This window comes from Acidianus ambivalens, from assembly GCF_009729015.1.
Lineage (GTDB): Archaea > Thermoproteota > Thermoprotei_A > Sulfolobales > Sulfolobaceae > Acidianus > Acidianus ambivalens.
The window spans coordinates 1865096-1885095 of sequence record NZ_CP045482.1; the positions used below are offsets into that span (position 1 = coordinate 1865096).

The window sequence follows — 20000 nt, forward strand, 5'->3', positions numbered from 1 at the left end:
CTAAGAGTTTCATTTAACCTAAATGAGCATTGAATATGCTAAGGGCTTGAGTGACGAGGAATTATTTAAATTATTAAGGCCTTATGTTGCTGATTGGTTTAAAAAGAAATATCAAACCTTTACCCCTCCTCAAAGAGCTGCAATACCATTAATCAAAAATTATGAGAATGTTTTAGTTTCAAGTCCTACTGGTAGTGGTAAAACACTTGCGGCATTTCTAGGCATAATTGATAATTTATTTGAGTTAGCAGAAAAAGGGCAACTTGAAGATAAAATATATGCAGTTTACATCTCTCCACTTAGGGCACTTAATAATGATATGTATAAGAACTTAATAGAGCCTTTGACTGAAATAAAGGAGCAAGAGAAAGTAGATTATAACATAAGAGTAGGAGTTAGAACCAGCGATACCTCATCCTATCAAAAGGAAAAAATGCTAAAGTTACCTCCTCACATACTTATAACTACGCCTGAATCTTTCGCAATATCGTTAACTTCACCGAAATTCAGTGAGAAACTAAAAAACGTGAAATGGGTAATTGTAGATGAGATTCATGAGCTTGCAAGCAGCAAAAGAGGATCTTTCCTATCAGGATTTTTAGAAATTTTTGAGAATATGATAGCAGAGGATAAAATTAGTAGAATAGGCTTAAGTGCTACAATATCTCCTTTAGAAGAGATAGCTAAATTCCTTGTAGGTCCTAAAAGGAGCTGTAAAATCGTAGATGCAAGGTTTGTAAAAGATATTGACTTAAAGGTTATTTCTCCAGTAAAAGATTTGATACACGCAACTGAGGATGAAATAAGTGAAGGTATTTATAAGACAATAATTGAAGAAGTACTTAAGCATAGAACTACGTTAATTTTTACAAATACAAGAAGTGCAGCAGAAAGAGTTTCCTTTAAGTTAAGGAAACTAGTTCAAGCTCAAAACTTATTTGATGCAGACATGATAGGAGCTCATCATAGTAGCTTAAGTAGAGATGTTAGGTTAGAAATAGAGGATAAATTGAAAAGAGGAGAATTGAAAGCAGTAGTATCTTCCACAAGCTTAGAATTAGGAATTGACATAGGTTATATAGACTTAGTAATACTACTTAGTAGCCCTAAGAGCGTAAGTAGACTTCTTCAGAGGCTCGGAAGGGCAGGGCATCATATTAGAAGTATAAGTAAAGGAAGAATAATTGTAGTTGATAGAGACGACTTAGTGGAATGCACAGTGCTGGCAAAGCTGGCAAAAGAAAGAAAGATAGATAGAGTTTACATTCCTAAAAATCCGCTTGATGTATTATCGCAATTAATAGTTTCAGCTTCCCTTATAAGGCCAATTTCAATCGACGAGTTCTATAATATTATCACTCAAAGTTATACATTTAGCGAACTAACGTTAGACTCTTTGAAGGCTACAGTGGATTATCTTACTGGAAAATACGGACTAGAGTCTAACAAAGTTTATGCCAAGATAAGAGAAGAAAATGGAATAATAAAACCGAGGAGAGGATCTAGGATGATATTTTACATGAATAGTGGTACTATTCCAGAAGAATCGTTGGTTCCAGTGTATACTGAAAGTAATAAATATGTGGGGAATCTTGAAGAGGAGTTTGTTGAAATATTATCCCCAGGAGATATTTTTGTACTAGGAGGAAAAACTTATGAGTTCCTTAGTAGCAAAGGAAATAAAATAATCGTAAGAGATGCTGAGGGTCAGAGACCTACAGTTCCTAGTTGGTTTTCAGAAATGTTACCTTTGGCTTATGATTCTGCATTAGAAGTAGGAAAATTTAGGAAAGAAGTTGCAGAAATGATAGAAAAAAATGTAGATAAGAAAATAGCAATTGAGGAAATTTCAAGAAAGTACAATATCTCAAAGCATGTCGCGTTCTCAATTTATGAATACATCCTAGAGGAGTATTTATTTACTGGTGGAAAAGTTCCTAATGATAAATTCATCTTAATTGAAATATATGATGACGAAGAGGATAGAAGAAATTTCATATTCCACGCTCTGTACGGAAGAAGAGCTTTAGACGCACTATCAAGAGCCTTGGCTTATATCATAAGCGAACAGCTTAACGTTGATGTTAGAATTTCTGTATCAGATAATGGATTTATATTAACAATACCAGAAAGGACTGCTTATAGAATTGGTAAAATATTTGACTACCTAAATCCAGACGATATGTATGACATATTAAGTAAGGTTGTCCTAAGAACGGAAATGATTAAGAGAAGGTTTAGACAAACCGCAGAAAGGTCATTTATGATATTAAAGAAATATAAAGGAAGAGAAACTAACCTAGAGAGGAGGCAATTAAGTTCAGAAGCTTTACTTAACGTAGTTAAGGAAATTCCTAATTTTCCAGTACTAAAAGAAACAATAAGGGAAATCCTTGAAGATCATATGGACATAAAAAGTGCTATAGAAATAGTTAGAAAAGTTAAATCTGGAGAAATAAAAATTGGCGTAATAGGGCCTAGAAGAGTACCAAGTCCTTTTGCACACGGAATTATAGCAAAAGAGCATGCAGATGTAGTACTTGCAGAGGAAAAGAGAGAGTTACTTAAGAAGCTTCACGAAGAAGTTATCGCTTACCTCAAAAGGAAGGGAATTAATATCGACCTCAATTACACCGAGACTTGACGAGTATTTATATGCCTTAATACAATCGCTTGATATTATAATCCAATATACTTTCCATATCTTCATGTTTTCAACGTCAAAATCACTAGGGGTACAACTTTTAACGTGAGTATGAACTATGGCTTGGAGCTCTTTTCCATTCTTTATTATAGAATAAAATTCTTCTGGATTCATAATAAATTCATAAGGGTTACTTGAAATGTTATCAACTTCATAAAATACTCCATCAACTATTATTCCACACCTTTCTATACTCCCCATAGTAATTCTAATCCTGCTATAGACTTTAGAATATCAGTCCTAGTTACAATTCCTATAACTCTCTGCATTGAATCTACTACAAGTAATCTACCTACGTTATATATTACCATTTTCCTAATTGCCTCTAAAACGTCCTCCTCGTCCCTTATCGTTATAACATCAGTCTTCATGTAATCTGAAACTTTTGCATCATATTTTCCTTCAAAGAATGCCTTAATAATATCTGCAGTAGTTATAATTCCTAGGACTTTCTCTCCTTCTCCTAAGACTGGAGCACCTCTAATACCCTCTTTATATAATATCATTGAAGCCTCTTTTAACGTCATGTCGGGCTTAAGTGTTATAAGCCTCCTTCCAATAATGTTCTTCACTTTTTCCTTTGGAACACTTATCATTCTCTTAACATCTATTAAAACCTCTTTTCTGGAATCATCGGCATTAATTACCACTCCATCTATTACTAGTCTGCTATATGGTGTTGGGCCTAATCTAACTGGGTCTCCCGGCCTAATTTTCCTTAAGTCTCCAGTGACTTTAAGAATCACTTTATTGCCAGAAGGATTAGTAACGTCAAGAAGCTCAATATTCTCAATTTTAATATCAGTTTCGACATTTCCTCTATATAAACTTAATTTATCAAGAATAGGAGAAATTGATGGATTTTTAATAAATTCATAAGCTTTTAACGTTGGAATATATCCTCCATTTGGACCTGGTTTTGATTCAACAAGTCCAAGTACTTTAAGGCCTAAAATTATATTTCTAACAGTGCCTTCATCTTTACCTATCATGTCGGCAACTTCCTTACTCTTTATCATCTTCTTTCCTTTATTGTATAATTCTATTAATGCTAGTAAAATTTCCCTTTGAGTAGATGATAAATTCTGCATACTAAATTATAATTTAAGTATTTGCTTAAAAACTTCTATGTTTTAGATGAAACTTCTAGAATTTTCTTAATTAGCCTAGGTTTAACATTGAAAACTTCTTGAGAGATTAGTGCTACATAATTAGCCTTAGGTAAAGGATACTCAATTCCTATATTTATTGATATTGCCTTCTTCATTGCAATATAATTCATTTTGTCTCTAATACTACCTTCAGCTAATTTGAACGCTGTATAAAATCTAGAAAAGCTTTTAGCAGTATGTTTTATTGCATCATTTGTACTAGCGTCAAGTCTCCTTAAAGCATCTATAAGTTTGCTTTCATCTGCAAATGAGAAGACAACTTCAACAAAAATTAGCCTTAACGCCCTCGCTAATAAATCTTTATCTTCATTAGCTTTCTTGAAAGCTTCTTCTGGGGAATTTAATATTAAATTTGCTATATTCTCATAATTTTCTTCCATAGAGAATAATTTGTCAAAAACTTGTCTATAGTCGTCAAATAGGCCAAGTCCTTCTTTTCCAACTACGTAAACTGATATTAATTCTTTTTCGTAAAGATTTGTAGATTTAAATCCCCTGAAAGGTTTTATCTTATTGTCTTCATAAATTTTCTGAACTAGAGAAATCAGCGAATCTCTATTTAAACTTTCCCACTCATCAAGTATTTTTCCCCATAGATCAGTAATTACTTTTATCCTGCCCTTGTAAATCTCTTTAACCATAATTAACCCGTTGAATATTGTGTAATTTTGCTTAAAAAGGATAGCATTTAAGCTACAAACCATGAGTTTAGAAGAAAGTTTAAAATCGAGCGTGGTTTTGATTTCTCCATCTGATATAGAGGAAAGCGTAAAGAAAATTGAAGAAGAAATAAAATCGCATGAACAGATAGATATAGACTTCCAAAAGAAAATTCAAGAAGAGCTAGATAAAATATGGAGTACATTGTCATGGTTAAAGATTGCAGAATCTCAAGGAGTTTGGAAAACAAAAACATGCAGGCATGCAATTGATGGTGTTTGTGAAGCATGGAACATAAGTGATCCAAGCAAATTAGGAATACCTCAAGAAGTGCTTTCAGTAAACCAGGACGGTACAAAAAGGGTAGTCGTTGCTAAATTTTATCAAATATGCATAACTTGTCCTCTATATGAACCCAGAAGAAGCCAATAATTTTCTGCCTTCTATTTCATCTAGAATTTTTTTAAGTTCATCAATTTTTTCTGTGGTTACGTTAGGATATTCAGAAAATACTTCTATCACGCTATTCACAAGGTCATTTAAGATTATATTAACTATTTTCTCTTTTTCATCATCACTTGCTATTTCAAGAGCCTTTAAAATAGTATCATCACTTGGATGAGTTAAACCTTTAGTAAACTTAACTATTGCAGCTGGAGTTATTCCTAATTCCTCTGCAAGTTCTTTTCTAGACCTTTTTTCTAGCATTATATTAATTATTTCCTGCCTAGCTTCTTTACTTAGATTATGTATAGCCTTCATTTAATGGAGGTTTAGTGCTAAAACTTAAAAGAGAAGTTTATAATTGCTTTCACATGATATCAATTATATTTAACCAAGGTATTATTCCTAAGGACGTTGTTGAAAGGCCTATAAATAACGATTTTGTACTGGTATCACCGGATAAAGTATTGCTAACGTTTATTGAAAATTCTGTATATCTAGGATTATTATGGGTAAGGCCTTGGACAATACTGGGGAGTATTGGAATAGGTAAAATAGAAGCAGTAGGAGTAGATGTAGACCCGACTTTACAAGGTAAGAATGTCCTAATTTTGCCTTATTCTAAAAAATATGGCGGAATAGGAACGGAAATTGATGGGCTATTAGCTGAAAAAGCGGTAATTCCAGACGACGCAATAGTTACTTTACCTGAGAATACTAGTGATAAAGTTCTTCTTTATCCTTTTGTCTCAATAGCAACACAAATAGTAGATCTAGTAAAGGGAGAAAAAGTACTAATAATAGGTTCTGGTTTACTAGGATTATTAACTTATCAATATTTATTAGATAGTTCAATCGATGTGAGCATATACACCGATATTCCAGGTAAAAAAATTCAAGGAGTAAAGGAGGTTAAAAATCTAGAGGAGGGAAAATGGGATATAGTAATATTATCAACTATGAGAGGTTGGGCAAGATATATTGCTGAAAGGTTAATTACTGAAGACGGAAGAATTATAGTCCCAGTTTTTATGAACACTTGGCCACCAACTTTGCCTTCTAGATCAATTAGAATATATCCTAAGAAAATGGATGGATTACTTCAAAAAACTGAGAAAATTTCGGATAAATTCTTTAGCGAAAACATAGCATATTCCGACGATATTTTATCTAGTATTCCAACTCCAAAAAACGGTGTTATAGTGAACGTTAAAAAAGCTTTAGCTAGTTACGCTAATTCCTCTTTTATAACTTGACCTAGGATTCTAATTCCTTCAACTAGTTTCTCTTTGGGCGGGAAGCTAAAATTAAGCCTCATAGTATTTCTTCCACTATAATCATAATAGAAACTTGAGCCAGGAACATAAGCTACCCCTCTTTCTAAAGCTTTAGGCAACATATTCAATGCATCTATTTTTTCAGGTAACCATGCAAATACAAACATTCCACCTACTGGCTTAGACCATCTTGCGTCCTTAGGGAAGTATTCCTCTATAGCTTGTAGCATAACGTCTCTCTTCTCTCTATAAAGTTGCCTAACTCTTGGAATATTGTTCTGGATGACATTCCTCTTTATAGCCTCAGCTGCTATAAATTGAGTAAAACTTGGAGTATGCAAATCTACATTTTGCTTATATAACTCAACGTTCTGTATTATTTCCTCATCAGCTACTATCCACCCTAATCTAAAGCCTGGGGCTAAAATTTTACTAAAAGTCCCAGTATAAATTACTCTACCCTCTTTATCTAAGGCTTTAATAGGTGCAGGGCTTTCGCCTTCAAACACTAAAAATCCATAAGCGTCATCTTCTACTATTAGAAAATCATATTGAGAAGCCAATTCTAATACTCTTTTTCTACCTTCCATGTCTAACGTTGTACCTCCAGGATTTTGTGCCGTAGGAATTATATAAAGCAATTTTGGGGATTTACCTTCGGATTTAAGTCTCCTTAATTCTTCTTCAAACTTATCTAAATCTGGACCTTTTTCCGTTAACGGAATTCCGTGAAATTGAGGATTTCTGGCTCTTAAAATGTTTAAAGCTGCCAAATAACTTGGCATTTCTACAAATACGTGATCTCCAGGGTCAACAAAGATGTTAAATAACATAAATAAAGCTTCTTGACTACCTACTGTTACAAATATATTATTCTCATTTATTCCAGTAATCCCTCTTTGAGATGAAAGGTTTACAAGTTCCTTCCTTAATTCTGGTATTCCAGCAGTTGCAGAATATTGCAGGGCACGAGAAGCATAATTTTGTAGTACATAGTCAGTTATATTCTTTATATCTTCTGCAGGGAAAGTTGATGGATCTGGTAAGCCTCCTGCTAAGCTAATTACGTTCTTTCCTTCAGTAAGTTTCAATAAATCTCTTATCTCAGAAGTTTTTAATAATGTTGTATCTTTAGAAAGAAACTTCGACCATTTAGCCATAAGCATAATTAGAGAGATTGGTATTTATTATTTTATGAGAATGTATCTGGCAGAAATCTTAACCATAGGTAATGAAATACTTAGCGGAAGAACAGTTAATACTAACGCATCGCACATTGCAAGGAGATTAACTTCACTTGGTTTTACAGTAAGGAGGATAACAGTAGTAATGGATGAACTCGATGAAATCTCTCAAGGTTTTAAGGAGGCAATACAAAGGAATCCAAGAATAATAATATCAACTGGAGGATTGGGGCCAACTTATGACGATAAGACTGCAGAAGGATTAAGCTTGGCATTAGGAAGAAAATTAGTAATAAATCAGAAAGCTTTAGAGGAAATAGAAAATAAATATAGACAACTTGGATTACAAATAACCGAAGAAAGACGAAAAATGGCCATGATGCCAGAAGGTTCAATTGCTATAGAAAACTCTAAGGGTATAGCACCGGGCATATATATAGAATATAACGGTATAGAAATATTAGCTACCCCAGGAGTACCAAGAGAAATGGAAGACATACTAGAGACATTTATAAAAAAATACATGAAGACAAGACCAGAAGTAAAATATGTAGAGGAAACAATTTACGCAGATAAGGTCATGGAGTCGGCATTAGCTCCTTATGTTAAGCAATTAGTAAAAAAGTACGATCTATATATAAAAACTCATCCTAAAGGATACGAACTAAGTAATCCGTCACTTGAAATTCAGATAGCGGGGAGTAGCAAAGACGAGGAAGAGATAAGAAAAAGGATAAACGAGTGTATAAAAGAACTTGAAGAGTACATAAAAAATCTTGGAGGAGTTATTAAGAATTCCCAACAAGAAAATCAATAATTGATGCGTATAGCTCGTCTGGAGCTTCAAAATTTAAGAAATGACCATATCCATTAAGAATTCTATAGCTAGATTTAGGAATAGTTAGCATTGTATTTAAATTCTGTTTCAATTTATCTTCACTACCATAAATCACTAAAGTTCCACCTTTTATATCAATCTTGTTAAGATCTTTAGAATAATCTCTGGCATGCAATAATCCTTCTACCGCGTATTTATATCCTAGCGGATTGTTTTCATTATACACTTCTAAAAGCTTTCTCCAAGCTATTGGATTTAGAACTAAAGAATCTGCAAAATCTCCTATGGTTTTCCTATATTCCGCTAACGCTTCCATTCCAAAGTTAAGAGCGACTGAAACGTATTTCTCGTAGGGTTCTGGATTAGGAGCCTTATATAATGCCCCTATTAATATTAATTTATCAACTGCGTTTCTTAAGGCATAATCGATCGCAACTAAAGTTCCTAAGGAATGACCGATAATAATTGGGTTATCCAGTCTAAGATATTCTATTAATCCTTTTAGATCTTTAGAATGATCTTCAATTCTATACTCATAAGGTAAAATAGAAGATCTCCCATGACCCCTAAGATCATAAGATATTACCATAAATTTTTGTGACAACTGATAAGCGATATCAGACCAACTTTTGTAAGATCCTGCTAGATGGTGAATTAAAATAACTGGCTTACCTTCGCCTCTTATTTCATAATAAATTTTAGCATCATCCAAGATTACAAACATGTTACTCACACAATTTTTCCAAGTAAATTTCTGCTATAACTACAGGATTTTCAATATTAAATTTCTCTAAAACTTCCGGTGATATTTCACCTATCTCTCCAATAACATTATTATCAAACAGTATTTTGGCAGATCTACCTTTAATAAAATAATCTTTATCTTGCCTGAGATATCTAGGCTCCTTCCCTTTTAGATTATATAATATTTGATGAACTACAGACTGTAGTTCCTCATATGAGATCTTGCTGTTCATTATTGCAAGACATGCTCTAGTGTCATTTTTATATCCAGTATCACTTTCTTCACTTTTCACAACCACATCTCCCACTTCAAATACTTTAATAGGAAATCTAGCGTGTTGATTCTTTGCTAAAAACTTAAGCATATTCCAGATCAATGAGTTTCTCACAGCGTCATATTCAACAGTTATAGGATTTTGTATTTTAACAAAGTCATTGTATAATAAGTATGATGACTTATTTAGTACAAAAGTGAAAATCTCTTGGAATCCTCCGCCTATTGCTAAGTCCCTAAACGCTCTTTCAAGCTTAGTTATTGGCAAAAGCTCGCCCATTCCTTTGCTAGTATATTCAGGTAAACTGAAGCTTTTATACCCGTAAGCCATAGCTACGTCCTCTGCTATGTCCACGTAAGTCATTATATCTATTCTGTATTGTGGAACTATCACTTCTATTTCATCACTGTTAATATTAGCATCCATTCTCATCATTCTAACGTACTTAGCTATCTCCTCTGTCGATAAGCTTAATCCTAATCTCTTGTTTATATCCGAGGTCTTCACGACTAATTTGTTATGAATCATCAAGGGAGAGGAAGAAGTATACCTTGATACCTTTACTGTTCCAATCTTGCTTCCTCCTTCAGCAAAATTACTAACCAACAAATCTAAAGTCTGAGCAACAGCGTCAAAATTTGTTCCTGTTACATCAATAAATAAGTTCTTAGTAGAAGAATCAATTTTAGTTTTATTTGAATTTATTATAGGTGGTATGCTTAATACTTGACCGTCCTCTTGTAATATTGCGGGAGAGTAATTATCCTTAATTGATATATTACCGTAGAGTTTACCTTGCTCTGTAGAAGATATTACTTCTGAAACGCTCATCTCCTTATCCGAGTTTAATGGAACGAACTTATAGTCTAGAGGAACCTTTGAGTATCTTATTACCTTCCCATCTATTTTATCTAAATCGTGAATACCTATAGCAACTTTCTTCCTTTTCCTACCTATAGTACAATGCAGTTTCTCTTGAAACTGTATTATTTCCTTTATTCTATCTTCGTCAAGTTTGATATCATAAACTACAGCAGCAAGAGCATAAGGCCTACTTTCTACATCATCTATTATTAGCTGATAATTGGTTGGAACTACTTCATATTTCGCTTCCCCCAATTTCCTTCCGAGGATTCCATCAACTGCCCTCTTAATTCCTTCTGGACTAAGCATATCTAACCTATCAGAGTTTATCTCTATCTCTAGTTCGTCTTCTCCTCTCTTCTCAACTTCCGACTTTAAGTTAAATAATACGTCATTCAGGTCTTTCTCTTCTAATCCAAGAAGGTTTAGTAATCTTGATTCTTTTAATACAATATTTACCATTAATATTCCACCTTTCTATTCCTCAAGTACTCAATATCGTCTGAATATAAGTTCCTTATATCTTTAATACCTAAAAACAACATAGCTAGCCTATCCAATCCAAGACCCCAAGCGCCTGCAGGCATTGTAACCCCAGCTGGTTCAGTAACTTCTGGTCTTAGTAACCCTGCTCCGGCCATTTCTACCCATCCTAAACCTTGAATATAGCCATAAACTTCCACACTAGGTTCTGTAAACGGGAAATATGCAGGCTTAAATTTTACTTCCTTAATTCCTATCCCAGAAAATATTGCCCTTAGAGTTGACAAAAGTTCCCTAAAGTTAAAATTCTCTTCTATAACTAAACCATCTAATTGATGAAATTCGATTAAATGCGTAGCGTCGATAGCGTCTGGCCTAAATACTTTACCTATAGTGAAGACTTTAATCTCCTTATTAGGTGATGTAGAAAGAACTCTTGCAGTAGTTGCAGTAGTTTGGCTCCTTAAAACTAAGGATTTTGCAACCTCTTGCTTCCAACTATATTTCCACAATTTTTCATGTACTTCTTTTACTCTCTTTACTAAACTCTGGTTTAACAATTCTCCCTTTCCGTCAACCTTAAAGCTATCATGTATTTCCCTAGCGGGATGATCTTGAGCTTGGAACAGCATATCAAAATTGTAAAATTCCATTTCTACAAAGTCACTCTTAACTTCCTTAAAGCCCAGTGAGACCATAACGTCCTTAACGTGCTCTAAAAATTCCTTAAAATAGTGCTTCTTTCCTAATGGAATAAATGGGGGTAACGCCTCGACGTTATATTCCTTTAACTCATATTTAGTCCATTCTTTATTTCTTAATAATTCTGGAGTTAAGTAAGTAATAGCTGGGCGAATTTCTGGCTCCTTAAGCAAAGTAAGTAATAGCACTTTGTTCTTCTTAATCTCTATTAATCCTCTGCTTTCTAATTCTTTCAAATATTTTTTATCGTCCTCTGAAAGATCTTGCGAAGAAGATATTTTCTTAAGAACAACGTATTCTGGTGAAACGTAAGACGATTTTAAAGGTATAATTTCTCCTTTATCGACCTTGATTAATCCCTTTTTCCTGGCCCAGCTTAAAGCAATATTAAAATCCTTAAAAGTTTTAGCTACTTCCTGAATTTTTTTACTTTCACCTTTCAAAAAGTTTATCAAATTATCTTCTGGAAGCCCTTCTTTTAATCTTTCTTCTCCTTCTTTAGTTAATATAATGTTCTCTTTTTCTTCCTCTTTTACACTCACATAACCTTTATCTTTCAATAAATAAGCTAGGCTAAAGACTGCAGTTTCTGGAATAACTGATGAAAGCTCAGTGGAATAAGCTGATTTATTCTCTTTCTTTTTTAAAAAATCAATAATTTTAATTTCATTCTCGCTTAACATGGCTTTACAACTCTATGCTCTGTCCAGGTTGTAAGATTATTGGCTTATAACCTTTCTCTTTAACATATCTTTCAAAGTCTCCAGGATCTACTTTAATTAAATCCCAAGTATTATAATGAATTGGAATTACTCCCTTCTTGGGCTTTATCATGTCTACCGCTATTGACGCTTGATAAGGATCCATGGTAAATCTTCCTCCTATAGGAAGTAAGGCATAATCTGGTTTAAAGACTTCACCTATTAGTTTCATGCCCTCAAATAGTCCAGTATCTCCTGCATGATAAATTGTTATCCCGTCAGCAGAAATGATTACGCCGGTAGGATCACTATGTTCACTGGAGTGAATTGCTTGAGTTAACGCTAATTTAATACCTTGATATTCTACATACCCACCCACATTTGCAGGTATCATTCTATCCCAAGGTAACTTGTACTCCTTATTTAAGTAATTTTCTAAATCCCATGTAGCAAAGAGTAATGCTTTCTTATTTTTGTTCATAATTTCTACTGTATCGCCTAAATGGTCATAATGATCGTGTGTTACAGCTATTAAATCAAAATCATCAAAATAGGATAACTTTACTGGAGCCACAGGATTATCCTTTATAAAGGGATCTATTACTATTTTTTTACCTTGTAAATTTAGTTCAACTGCCGCGTGACCTAACCACCTTAGGGAAGGCATGAGATAATATTAATAACCAAGAAATAAAAACTTCCATTATGACAGATGAAGAACTAAAAATTATCATGAAAGTGGGAAAAATTGCTGCAGAAGCTAGAGATGCAGGAGCTAAAATGATAAAACCTGGAGTAAAAGTCTTAGACGTTTGTGAAGCTGTAGAAAAAATGATCATAGAGAAAGGAGCTTTTCCTGCATTTCCTTGCAATTTATCAATAAACTACGAAGCTGCACATTATAGTCCAGTTATAGGGGACGAAAAAGTAATTCCGGAAGGCGCAGTAGTAAAATTAGATGTTGGGGCACAAATTGATGGTTATATCTCTGACACTGCAGTTACTGTTGTTTTAGACGATAAATATCAAAGGCTCGCAGATGCCTCCAAAGAAGCATTAAATGCTGCGATATCAAACTTTAAGCCTGGCGTAAGCCTCGGAGATATAGGAAAAGTTATTGAAAGAGTAATTAGAATGAACGGTTACTCTCCAGTCAGAAATTTAGGAGGGCATTTAATAAGGAGATATGAGCTGCATGCAGGGGTATTTGTACCTAACGTTTATGAAAGGAATATGGGAAGAATAATGGAAGGAAATACTTATGCCATAGAACCCTTTACCACTGACGGTTTTGGAGAAGTAATTGAAGGAAAAATAGAAACTATATATTCCGCAAAGTCTTTTGTCCCTAAAGGATTAACAGAAGAGGAGAAGCAATTCCTAGATGTGATAAATAAGAGATTTAAAACATTACCGTTCTCAGAAAGATGGCTTTCAGACTTAGGAGATAAGGAAAAAGTTGAGAAAACTCTTAAAAACTTGGTCAGAAAGAAAGCATTAAATTCATACCCAGTATTAATAGAAATAAGGAAAGGAATGGTGTCGCAATTCGAACATACAGTTTACGTAGGTAAAGACGAAACGATAGTTATAACGTAAAATAGATTTTGGTAAAAGTTTAATTTGGGCAAATGCAGATAAGTTACAAGAAGGTATATGTTGGATATAATTTTAAATATATTAGCATTCGCTCAGTCAGCAAATAATGGTGCAGCGTTCACTTTTGAATTATTGTACATGCTGTTCTTTATAGTAATAATAGCCATATCTTTCATTCCTGGACTCCAACAGCAATACCAAATGATGTTTATGAGCAAAGACGTCGAAAAGAATCTTAATACTATAGAGAATTACCTTAAAGACGCTAAAGGTATTGCTGAAAAGTTATTAAAAGAGAAGAACTTTCAAGATCCTAAAGCTTTCCTTGATAGAGTTATAGATAGATTTGTAATAGATCCAGTAAGTATAGAACCAACTGATATCATAAGTAGAATGAAACTCTTACTCAGGACAAATGAAGATACAGTAAGACAAATGATAACAAAGTATTCGCCAAATATAGATCCAATGAGCAGAAGTCAAATTGAAGTGTCGATAGAAGTAATCAATGCACTTAACATGATATACAAGGTGATTAGGCACTATTTCTTACTAGCCAAGAAATTAAAGAACTTAATGATAATGTACCAGCTACAAGCAGTAGCTCCAATTTATGCAAAACTAGCAGAAGCTTATGGAAAAGCCCAAAAAGTCTTCTTACAAGGTATACCAGTAGGTGACGGCTTAGGACCGCTAGTTGCATCAAGATTCCTAATGAATATAACTGACAAGTGGAGTCCAAGCAAAGATACTATAGCAGGTTCAATGGAATTTGAAGGGAGAAAACTAATAGTAGTTAAAGCAGAAGGACCTATGGCAACAGTAGGGGAACCCGGAGAAGCTGTGCAAAATATTGTAGAGAAAGAAGGCAATAAAGTTGCAAGAATAATAACTGTAGATGCTGCATTAAAGCTAGAAGGAGAAGAAACTGGAAGTATAGCAGAAGGTATGGGTGTAGCAATGGGTGATCCTGGACCGGAAAAGATAGCAATAGAAAGGGTTGCTGCAAAATATAATATTCCTATAGATGCAGTAATAGTAAAAATGAGCATGGAAGAAGCAATAACTGAAATGAGAAAAGAAGTTTACGAGGCCGCTGATAAAGTTGTAAACTATGTAAAGAACATAATACTAGAGAGAACAAAGCCAGGAGATACTGTAGTACTAGTAGGAGTTGGCAACACTGTAGGAATAGCTCAGTGATGTAAAATGGCAATATCTTCAGAAACAAAACAACCACTTGTAGTAAAAACTGTAATAAAGTGCATGACTTGTGATTATTCTATAGTTAGGGATTTTCAGCAAGGAGACTTCGTTCCTAAACTTGTAGGAACTTGTCCAAAAGATGGAGGAAAGCTTTACATAGCTGGAATTTACGCTGAATCCCCCAATAATCAGCACAAGTAATTTTTTATACTTCTACTCCTTTTCTTTTATTGCCCACCCGGCCATAGTGGGAGGGCAACACCCGGACTCATCTCGAACCCGGAAGTTAAGCCTCCCACGTTGGAAGGGCAGTGGGGTCCGAGAGGACCCGCAGCCCTTCCAAGCCGGGATGGGTTTTATATTTCTCTCCTTTTCATATAATGTATGAAAAAGATATACGATGAAATTCATGGATATATAACACTTGGAGATGCAGAAATTGAAATTGTAGATTCTCCAGAATTTCAAAGACTCAGAAGAATAAAACAAACTAGCTTAGCTTACATAGTTTATCCGGGGGCTACTCATACAAGGTTTAGCCATTCACTAGGAACTTTTTACCTAGCATCAAAAGTAGGAGAGAAACTTTATAATTCTGGCGAAATAAACGCCGAAGAACTTCAAGACCTAAAAATGGCTAGCTTATTACACGATATAGGACAATTCCCATTTAGTCATGCTATTGAAGGATACTATTTACCTCAAGGTTTCGGAAATAAGGAATTAAGAGAATATATTTTAGAAAAATCGGAGATAAAAGATATCCTAGAAAAATACGGTTTTTCAATTTCAAGAATTCTTGACATATATCACGGGAATTCATTATTATCTTCAATTATCGATGGAGAAGTCGATGTAGATAGGATAGATTATTTAATGAGAGACTCAAGGCATACTGGAGTCCAGTTAGGTAAACTTGACTTAGACAGATTAATAGATACAATATCTTACACACAATCAGGAATTACAGTAGAAGATAAGGGAATAATAAGTTTAGAAAATTTTTACATTTCTAGGTTGCATATGTACCAGGCAGTATATTACCATAAGACAATACTAGGTTACGAGTTGTTTTTAAGGAACTTGTACGAGTATATGATAAACTACTGTAATAAAGACCTTAAAGATTCGTCAAATATTAGGGAAATGGTAAAAGAAGGCCTTTTCCCGTATTGGGACGATGAATGGATAATATCGTCTCTTTATAATTGCTTAACTGAAGATATTCCTTTATCAATAATCCAAAAAATAAAGAATTTTATGGATAGAAAAGGACCTAAAGTTGTTTATGACGAAGTGTCATACAAAGAGGAAAAAGGTTATTTAGAAGATATAAGAAACCAATTGGAGAAAGTTGGTATTCCTTCTGATTCAATATATCCATTTGAAGAAAAAATTTCAATAATTGACAAAAATAAGATTAAGATCCTTTCAAAGGGTAGAGAGAAGAAATTAAAGGACTATTCTGCAACACTCTTACACGAAATCCCTGATTTCATATTAATTAGAAGAGTTTACGTAGATTATGAATACGCTAAGAAAGCGAGGGAAGTATTGAGTTGATTAAACTAGTGCTAACAGATCTTGACGGTACATTAACTGAAGATAGAGGAATATACAAGGTTAGCCTAGATGCAATAAAATATCTTAGATTATTGGAAGAAAGGGGAATAAAAGTTGCACTAGTTAGCGGTAACTCTTACCCAGTATTAAGAGGGTTGCATAATTATTTAGGATTCTCCGGCGGAGTCGTTGCAGAGAACGGTTGCGTAGTCTTTTATAAACAAAAGATTAGGGTATGCAAACCTATGGATAGACAAATATTAGAGGAATTTAAAGAAAAATTCAAACTAAAGGATAGTTGGCAAAACGATTATAGGGAATGTGACTTCGGTTTTACACCTCCAGATATTACAGAAGAAATGATTAAGTGGGCAGAAGAAAAGGGGTTATATATTAACTCCTCGGGATATGCATTACACATCGCATTTAAACCGGCTGGTAAAATGGTTGGGGTTAGAAAACTTATAGAACTTCACGGCGTTAAAAAAGAAGAGGTTATAGGAATAGGAGATTCATTAACTGACTTAGATATGTTCAAAGAAGTAGGAATAAAAGTTGCAGTTGGTAATGCTGAGGAAGAGTTAAAAAAAGAGGCAGACATTATATTAAATCTTAAGAGTGGGGAAGGAGTTAAAGAACTAGTTACAATGATATTGGAGGGAAAATTAGATGGAAGAAATAGATGAGATAATTTACAAGTACGCATTGGATAATGCAGTTAAACATGACGGCAAAGCGGCAGTAGGCCCAGTAATGAGTAAAGTTCTAGGAGAAAAACCAGAGTTAAAACCAAAAGCTAAGGAAATAGCAAAGAGAGTACAAGAAATAGTAGAAAAAGTAAATTCCATGAGCTTAGAAGATCAGAAAAAAGAACTAGAGGCAAAGTTCCCAGAAATGTTAACAAAGAAGAAAACTGAAGAAGAAAAGAAAACTTTGCCACCTTTGCCCAACGTTAAAGGTGAAGTAATAACTAGGTTCGCTCCAAATCCAGACGGGCCAATACACTTAGGTAATACAAGAGCCGCAATTCTTTCTTACGAATATGCTAGAATGTATAAAGGAAAATTCATTTTAAGATTTGACGATACTGATCCAAAAGTAAAGAAACCACTGAGAGAAGCTTATGATTGGATAAGAGAGGATTTAAAGTGGTTAGGAATAACTTGGCAAGAAGAATTTACAGCCTCGTCAAGACTTGAAAGATATTATGAAGTTGCTAAAGAAATGATCGAAAAAGGTTATGCTTACGTAGATACTTGTAGCGAAGAAGAATTTAAGAAAATGAAAGAGACTAGAAACTTTTCCTTACCCTGCTTTAATAGATCAAAACCAGTAGAATACAACCTTGAATTATGGGAAAAAATGTTAGAAAGAAAATTTAAAGAAGGAGAGGCAGTGCTTAGGATAAAGACTGACCTCAACGATCCAGATCCTTCAAAAATAGATTGGGTAATGGCTAGGATAGTCGATACCGAGAAAAACCCTCACCCTCTTGTTGGCGATAAATATTGGGTATGGCCAACGTATAATTTTGCTTCAGCAGTAGATGATCACGATTATAAAATAACTCACATTTTAAGAGCTAAGGAGCATATGAGCAATGCGGATAAACAAAAATGGGTATTCAACTACATGGGCTGGGAAATTCCCGAAGTTATGGAATTTGGAAGGCTTAAATTAGAAGGGTTCATGATGAGTAAATCGAAAATAAAAGGAATGATGGAAAAAGGGACTACAAGAGACGATCCAAGATTACCTACTATTGCAGGACTGAGAAGAAGAGGAATTTTACCAGAAACTATTAGAGAAATAATCATAGAAGTTGGAGTAAAACCGTCTGACGCAACGATTAGCTTTGAGAACATAGCCGCATTAAATAGGAAAAAACTCGATCCTATCGCAAAAAGGATAATGTATGTAGAAAACTACTCTGAGTTTACGCTTGAAATTCCAGAAGAAATGACTGCCAAAATACCTCTGAGCCCATCTATAAAGGAATTTAGGGAAATTACGGTAAAACCTGGAGATAAAATACTTGTAGAAAAGGCCGATGCAGAAAACCAAAGTATAATTAGACTTGTTGAACTATGCAATGTTAAAGTTGAAGGAAACAAATTAGTCTACATAAGCAAATCAGTAGAAGACGCAAAGAAAATGAATGCAAAGATTGTTCAATGGGTCAAGAAAGGAGAGGAAGTTAACGTAAATGTGATAAAAGCCGATCCAAACCAAGACTTAAAGATAATTAAAGGAAAAGCTGAAAGATATGCGATTAACCTTAATCCAGATGAAATAGTGCAGTTCATTAGATACGGTTTCGTTAGAGTTGACTCCAAGAACGAGAGTAATAACAAATTAACAGTAATATATGCACACGAATGACTTTTTCTCAAAAACTTTTATAGAAAGCTTTGTAATGCGAAAGTCTGTTTAATCAATTATAAAGTGATTTTTACTCTATACCCCTTAGGAATTTGGACACTTTTACTCCATTTTAGCCCTATTGATTTTCGACTGTAACAATTTTCATGAAATTCAACCAGTTTGAATTTAGACACTACCGTAAAGTATTACATATTTGTTTTTTTGCATAACTAAGAAATTGTTATCGTCTTCTTTCAACTCCACGCCTAATATTAACAGTCCTTAAAATACCTTCACTTGGCAAACATAAAGCGAGAAAGGTAAGGTAATAAAGTTTTCACATTTGGTGATATAAGAATTCGTGAGGTTAAGGGAAAGTATTATGTTTACATCATAGAGAAGGGTGAAGGCTGCAAGAGAAGAGACCGTTACGTAGGTTCCTTAGATAAGGTAATTAAAACGTGCCTGGGGGCGTTGGCGAGGATGTACCCCCAGCCAGCGCCGCAGGCTGGACTCGAACCAGCGACCGCCCGGTTAACAGCCGGGCGCTCTTCCAGCTGAGCTACTGCGGCATTTTATTCTATTAACTTATTTCTTATAACGTTTTTGCTCACTCTTGTCAAAGGATAATTTGAACTACTTAATCATCAATCACAATCACGCATCTAGCGCAAATTTTAGATACAATTGAAAAGAACGGCTTATAAATAAAATAAGTTTATGAATATCTAAAAATAAAAACTAAATAGTATTATGAGGATTTACCAGATATCTCTTGTAACTTCTTTAAGACTTCGTCTAATGCGTCTTTAGCTTCTCCCGGATCTATAATAGCCGCAGAAGCTGCAGCAACTTGTAATCCGCATGCTTCACCTAAAGCTTTCTTTGATGGTACGTATATATAAGGAACTTTCTTTTCTTCGCATAATCCAGGTAAATGAGCTACTATCTCTTCTGGTTGTACATCCTCTGCAATATATACTAATTTTGCTTGTCCTCTTTCTACTGCTTTTGTAGTTTCGTTAGTGCCTTTCTTTATCTTTCCAGATTCTTTAGCTTTCTTAAGAACTTCTAGGGCTTTATCTACTAAATCTTGTGGAACTTCAAATTTTACATAAGATGGTTTGGACATACGTTCATCCTCCTCCTTATTTCGTCACGCAAAAATGAATGAGACTCATTAGCTTAAAAAGCTATTTGATAACGTTTAGGTTAGATGG

The 20000-nt window shown here is 34.2% G+C and carries 20 protein-coding genes, 1 tRNA gene, 1 rRNA gene and 1 pseudogene; 12 read left to right on the forward strand and 11 right to left on the reverse strand.

The genetic code is table 11. The features are described from left to right. The first annotated feature begins 22 nt into the window (after nt 1-22). Nucleotides 23-2644 (forward strand): ATP-dependent helicase, encoded by a 2622-nt coding sequence (locus D1866_RS10560; protein WP_152939731.1) that lies wholly within the window; start codon nt 23-25, stop codon nt 2642-2644. Here the strand turns inward: D1866_RS10560 and D1866_RS10565 are convergent. The 3 genes from D1866_RS10565 to D1866_RS10575 are packed head-to-tail and all read right to left on the reverse strand — an operon-like array spanning nt 2561 to nt 4517. Beyond that, the gene (locus D1866_RS10565; RefSeq protein WP_152939733.1) at nt 2561-2905 is read right to left on the reverse strand and encodes a M67 family metallopeptidase; all 345 of its coding nucleotides are present in this window, start codon (nt 2903-2905) and stop codon (nt 2561-2563) included. The two genes, D1866_RS10560 and D1866_RS10565, sit on opposite strands and share 84 nt — an antisense overlap. After that, complete coding sequence (locus tag D1866_RS10570; protein WP_152939735.1) at nt 2893-3795, reverse strand: CBS domain-containing protein; 903 nt, start codon at nt 3793-3795, stop codon at nt 2893-2895. The genes D1866_RS10565 and D1866_RS10570 overlap by 13 nt, the downstream gene beginning before the upstream one ends. Before the next feature lie 35 nt (nt 3796-3830). Continuing rightward, nucleotides 3831-4517 carry a DUF2192 domain-containing protein gene (locus D1866_RS10575; protein WP_152939737.1) on the reverse strand — a complete coding sequence of 229 codons (687 nt, stop codon included), beginning with the start codon at nt 4515-4517 and terminating at the stop codon, nt 3831-3833. A gap of 61 nt (nt 4518-4578) precedes the next feature. Between D1866_RS10575 and D1866_RS10580 the strand changes: the two genes are divergently transcribed. Then, nucleotides 4579-4968: a hypothetical protein gene (locus D1866_RS10580; RefSeq protein WP_152939739.1), complete on the forward strand. Its 390-nt coding sequence runs from the start codon at nt 4579-4581 to the stop codon at nt 4966-4968. On the opposite strand, the gene D1866_RS10585 is transcribed toward D1866_RS10580, so the two are convergent. Next, the gene (locus D1866_RS10585) at nt 4942-5298 is read right to left on the reverse strand and encodes a helix-turn-helix domain-containing protein (protein WP_152939741.1); all 357 of its coding nucleotides are present in this window, start codon (nt 5296-5298) and stop codon (nt 4942-4944) included. The two genes, D1866_RS10580 and D1866_RS10585, sit on opposite strands and share 27 nt — an antisense overlap. A 53-nt stretch (nt 5299-5351) precedes the next feature. Here D1866_RS10585 and D1866_RS10590 point away from each other — a divergent pair, with 53 nt between their 5' ends. After that, a complete protein-coding gene (locus D1866_RS10590; RefSeq protein WP_152939743.1) occupies nt 5352-6236 on the forward strand; it encodes an MDR/zinc-dependent alcohol dehydrogenase-like family protein in 885 nt (294 codons plus the stop codon). Here the strand turns inward: D1866_RS10590 and D1866_RS10595 are convergent. Further along, a complete protein-coding gene (locus D1866_RS10595) occupies nt 6209-7417 on the reverse strand; it encodes an aminotransferase-like domain-containing protein (protein ID WP_048054531.1) in 1209 nt (402 codons plus the stop codon). The two genes, D1866_RS10590 and D1866_RS10595, sit on opposite strands and share 28 nt — an antisense overlap. Nucleotides 7418-7451: 34 nt before the next feature. On the opposite strand from D1866_RS10595, the gene D1866_RS10600 reads away from it, so the two are divergent. Beyond that, nucleotides 7452-8258 (forward strand): nicotinamide mononucleotide deamidase-related protein, encoded by an 807-nt coding sequence (locus D1866_RS10600; RefSeq protein WP_152939745.1) that lies wholly within the window; start codon nt 7452-7454, stop codon nt 8256-8258. Here the strand turns inward: D1866_RS10600 and D1866_RS10605 are convergent. Genes D1866_RS10605 through D1866_RS10620 form a run of 4 tightly spaced genes read right to left on the reverse strand, consistent with a single transcriptional unit; the run spans nt 8230 to nt 12715 of the window. After that, nucleotides 8230-9003 (reverse strand): alpha/beta fold hydrolase, encoded by a 774-nt coding sequence (locus D1866_RS10605; RefSeq protein ID WP_152939767.1) that lies wholly within the window; start codon nt 9001-9003, stop codon nt 8230-8232. The genes D1866_RS10600 and D1866_RS10605 overlap by 29 nt on opposite strands. A 1-nt stretch (nt 9004) precedes the next feature. Further along, nucleotides 9005-10624 (reverse strand): phenylalanine--tRNA ligase subunit beta, encoded by a 1620-nt coding sequence (gene pheT, locus D1866_RS10610; protein WP_152939768.1) that lies wholly within the window; start codon nt 10622-10624, stop codon nt 9005-9007. Then, nucleotides 10624-12030 (reverse strand): phenylalanine--tRNA ligase subunit alpha, encoded by a 1407-nt coding sequence (pheS, locus tag D1866_RS10615; RefSeq protein WP_152939769.1) that lies wholly within the window; start codon nt 12028-12030, stop codon nt 10624-10626. The genes pheT and pheS overlap by 1 nt, the downstream gene beginning before the upstream one ends. A gap of 4 nt (nt 12031-12034) precedes the next feature. Beyond that, nucleotides 12035-12715, reverse strand: a complete 681-nt coding sequence (locus tag D1866_RS10620) for a metal-dependent hydrolase (protein WP_152939771.1) — start codon at nt 12713-12715, stop codon at nt 12035-12037. A 38-nt stretch (nt 12716-12753) separates the two neighbouring features. Here D1866_RS10620 and map point away from each other — a divergent pair, with 38 nt between their 5' ends. The 8 genes and pseudogenes from map to D1866_RS13710 form a co-directional block, all read left to right on the forward strand. Continuing rightward, on the forward strand, nt 12754-13647 hold the full coding sequence (gene map / locus D1866_RS10625; RefSeq protein ID WP_152939773.1) for a type II methionyl aminopeptidase: 894 nt from the start codon (nt 12754-12756) through the stop codon (nt 13645-13647). A 57-nt stretch (nt 13648-13704) separates the two neighbouring features. Then, nucleotides 13705-14850, forward strand: a complete 1146-nt coding sequence (locus D1866_RS10630) for a DUF1512 domain-containing protein (RefSeq protein ID WP_152939775.1) — start codon at nt 13705-13707, stop codon at nt 14848-14850. 6 nt (nt 14851-14856) lie between these two features. Further along, the gene (locus D1866_RS10635) at nt 14857-15054 is read left to right on the forward strand and encodes a hypothetical protein (RefSeq protein ID WP_152939778.1); all 198 of its coding nucleotides are present in this window, start codon (nt 14857-14859) and stop codon (nt 15052-15054) included. A gap of 33 nt (nt 15055-15087) precedes the next feature. After that, nucleotides 15088-15206, forward strand: a 5S ribosomal RNA gene (rrf, locus tag D1866_RS10640). A 31-nt stretch (nt 15207-15237) separates the two neighbouring features. Continuing rightward, the gene (locus D1866_RS10645) at nt 15238-16416 is read left to right on the forward strand and encodes an HD domain-containing protein (RefSeq protein ID WP_152939781.1); all 1179 of its coding nucleotides are present in this window, start codon (nt 15238-15240) and stop codon (nt 16414-16416) included. Beyond that, complete coding sequence (locus tag D1866_RS10650) at nt 16413-17102, forward strand: phosphoglycolate phosphatase (RefSeq protein WP_152939784.1); 690 nt, start codon at nt 16413-16415, stop codon at nt 17100-17102. The genes D1866_RS10645 and D1866_RS10650 overlap by 4 nt, the downstream gene beginning before the upstream one ends. Then, on the forward strand, nt 17086-18798 hold the full coding sequence (locus D1866_RS10655; protein ID WP_152939786.1) for a glutamate--tRNA ligase: 1713 nt from the start codon (nt 17086-17088) through the stop codon (nt 18796-18798). Before D1866_RS10650 ends, D1866_RS10655 begins: the two co-directional genes overlap by 17 nt. A gap of 333 nt (nt 18799-19131) precedes the next feature. After that, a pseudogene (locus tag D1866_RS13710) lies at nt 19132-19311 on the forward strand (putative integrase); the annotation flags it as partial. Here D1866_RS13710 and D1866_RS10665 read toward each other — a convergent pair. After that, nucleotides 19280-19352, reverse strand: a tRNA-Asn gene (locus tag D1866_RS10665). The pseudogene D1866_RS13710 and the gene D1866_RS10665 overlap by 32 nt on opposite strands. A gap of 179 nt (nt 19353-19531) precedes the next feature. Continuing rightward, nucleotides 19532-19912: a 50S ribosomal protein L7Ae gene (gene rpl7ae / locus D1866_RS10670; protein WP_152939789.1), complete on the reverse strand. Its 381-nt coding sequence runs from the start codon at nt 19910-19912 to the stop codon at nt 19532-19534. Between the last annotated feature and the right edge of the window lie 88 nt (nt 19913-20000).

Excerpts from the sequence above, each read along its gene's own strand:
- D1866_RS10560 (WP_152939731.1), top strand. The coding sequence starts at position 23 with ATGAGCATTGAATATGCTAAGGGCTTGAGTGACGAGGAATTATTTAAA.
- D1866_RS10565 (WP_152939733.1), bottom strand. The coding sequence starts at position 2,905 with ATGGGGAGTATAGAAAGGTGTGGAATAATAGTTGATGGAGTATTTTAT.
- D1866_RS10570 (WP_152939735.1), bottom strand. The coding sequence starts at position 3,795 with ATGCAGAATTTATCATCTACTCAAAGGGAAATTTTACTAGCATTAATA.
- D1866_RS10575 (WP_152939737.1), bottom strand. The coding sequence starts at position 4,517 with ATGGTTAAAGAGATTTACAAGGGCAGGATAAAAGTAATTACTGATCTA.
- D1866_RS10580 (WP_152939739.1), top strand. The coding sequence starts at position 4,579 with ATGAGTTTAGAAGAAAGTTTAAAATCGAGCGTGGTTTTGATTTCTCCA.
- D1866_RS10585 (WP_152939741.1), bottom strand. The coding sequence starts at position 5,298 with ATGAAGGCTATACATAATCTAAGTAAAGAAGCTAGGCAGGAAATAATT.
- D1866_RS10590 (WP_152939743.1), top strand. The coding sequence starts at position 5,352 with ATGATATCAATTATATTTAACCAAGGTATTATTCCTAAGGACGTTGTT.
- D1866_RS10595 (WP_048054531.1), bottom strand. The coding sequence starts at position 7,417 with ATGGCTAAATGGTCGAAGTTTCTTTCTAAAGATACAACATTATTAAAA.
- D1866_RS10600 (WP_152939745.1), top strand. The coding sequence starts at position 7,452 with ATGAGAATGTATCTGGCAGAAATCTTAACCATAGGTAATGAAATACTT.
- D1866_RS10605 (WP_152939767.1), bottom strand. The coding sequence starts at position 9,003 with ATGTTTGTAATCTTGGATGATGCTAAAATTTATTATGAAATAAGAGGC.
- pheT (WP_152939768.1), bottom strand. The coding sequence starts at position 10,624 with ATGGTAAATATTGTATTAAAAGAATCAAGATTACTAAACCTTCTTGGA.
- pheS (WP_152939769.1), bottom strand. The coding sequence starts at position 12,030 with ATGTTAAGCGAGAATGAAATTAAAATTATTGATTTTTTAAAAAAGAAA.
- D1866_RS10620 (WP_152939771.1), bottom strand. The coding sequence starts at position 12,715 with ATGCCTTCCCTAAGGTGGTTAGGTCACGCGGCAGTTGAACTAAATTTA.
- map (WP_152939773.1), top strand. The coding sequence starts at position 12,754 with ATGACAGATGAAGAACTAAAAATTATCATGAAAGTGGGAAAAATTGCT.
- D1866_RS10630 (WP_152939775.1), top strand. The coding sequence starts at position 13,705 with ATGTTGGATATAATTTTAAATATATTAGCATTCGCTCAGTCAGCAAAT.
- D1866_RS10635 (WP_152939778.1), top strand. The coding sequence starts at position 14,857 with ATGGCAATATCTTCAGAAACAAAACAACCACTTGTAGTAAAAACTGTA.
- D1866_RS10645 (WP_152939781.1), top strand. The coding sequence starts at position 15,238 with ATGAAAAAGATATACGATGAAATTCATGGATATATAACACTTGGAGAT.
- D1866_RS10655 (WP_152939786.1), top strand. The coding sequence starts at position 17,086 with ATGGAAGAAATAGATGAGATAATTTACAAGTACGCATTGGATAATGCA.
- rpl7ae (WP_152939789.1), bottom strand. The coding sequence starts at position 19,912 with ATGTCCAAACCATCTTATGTAAAATTTGAAGTTCCACAAGATTTAGTA.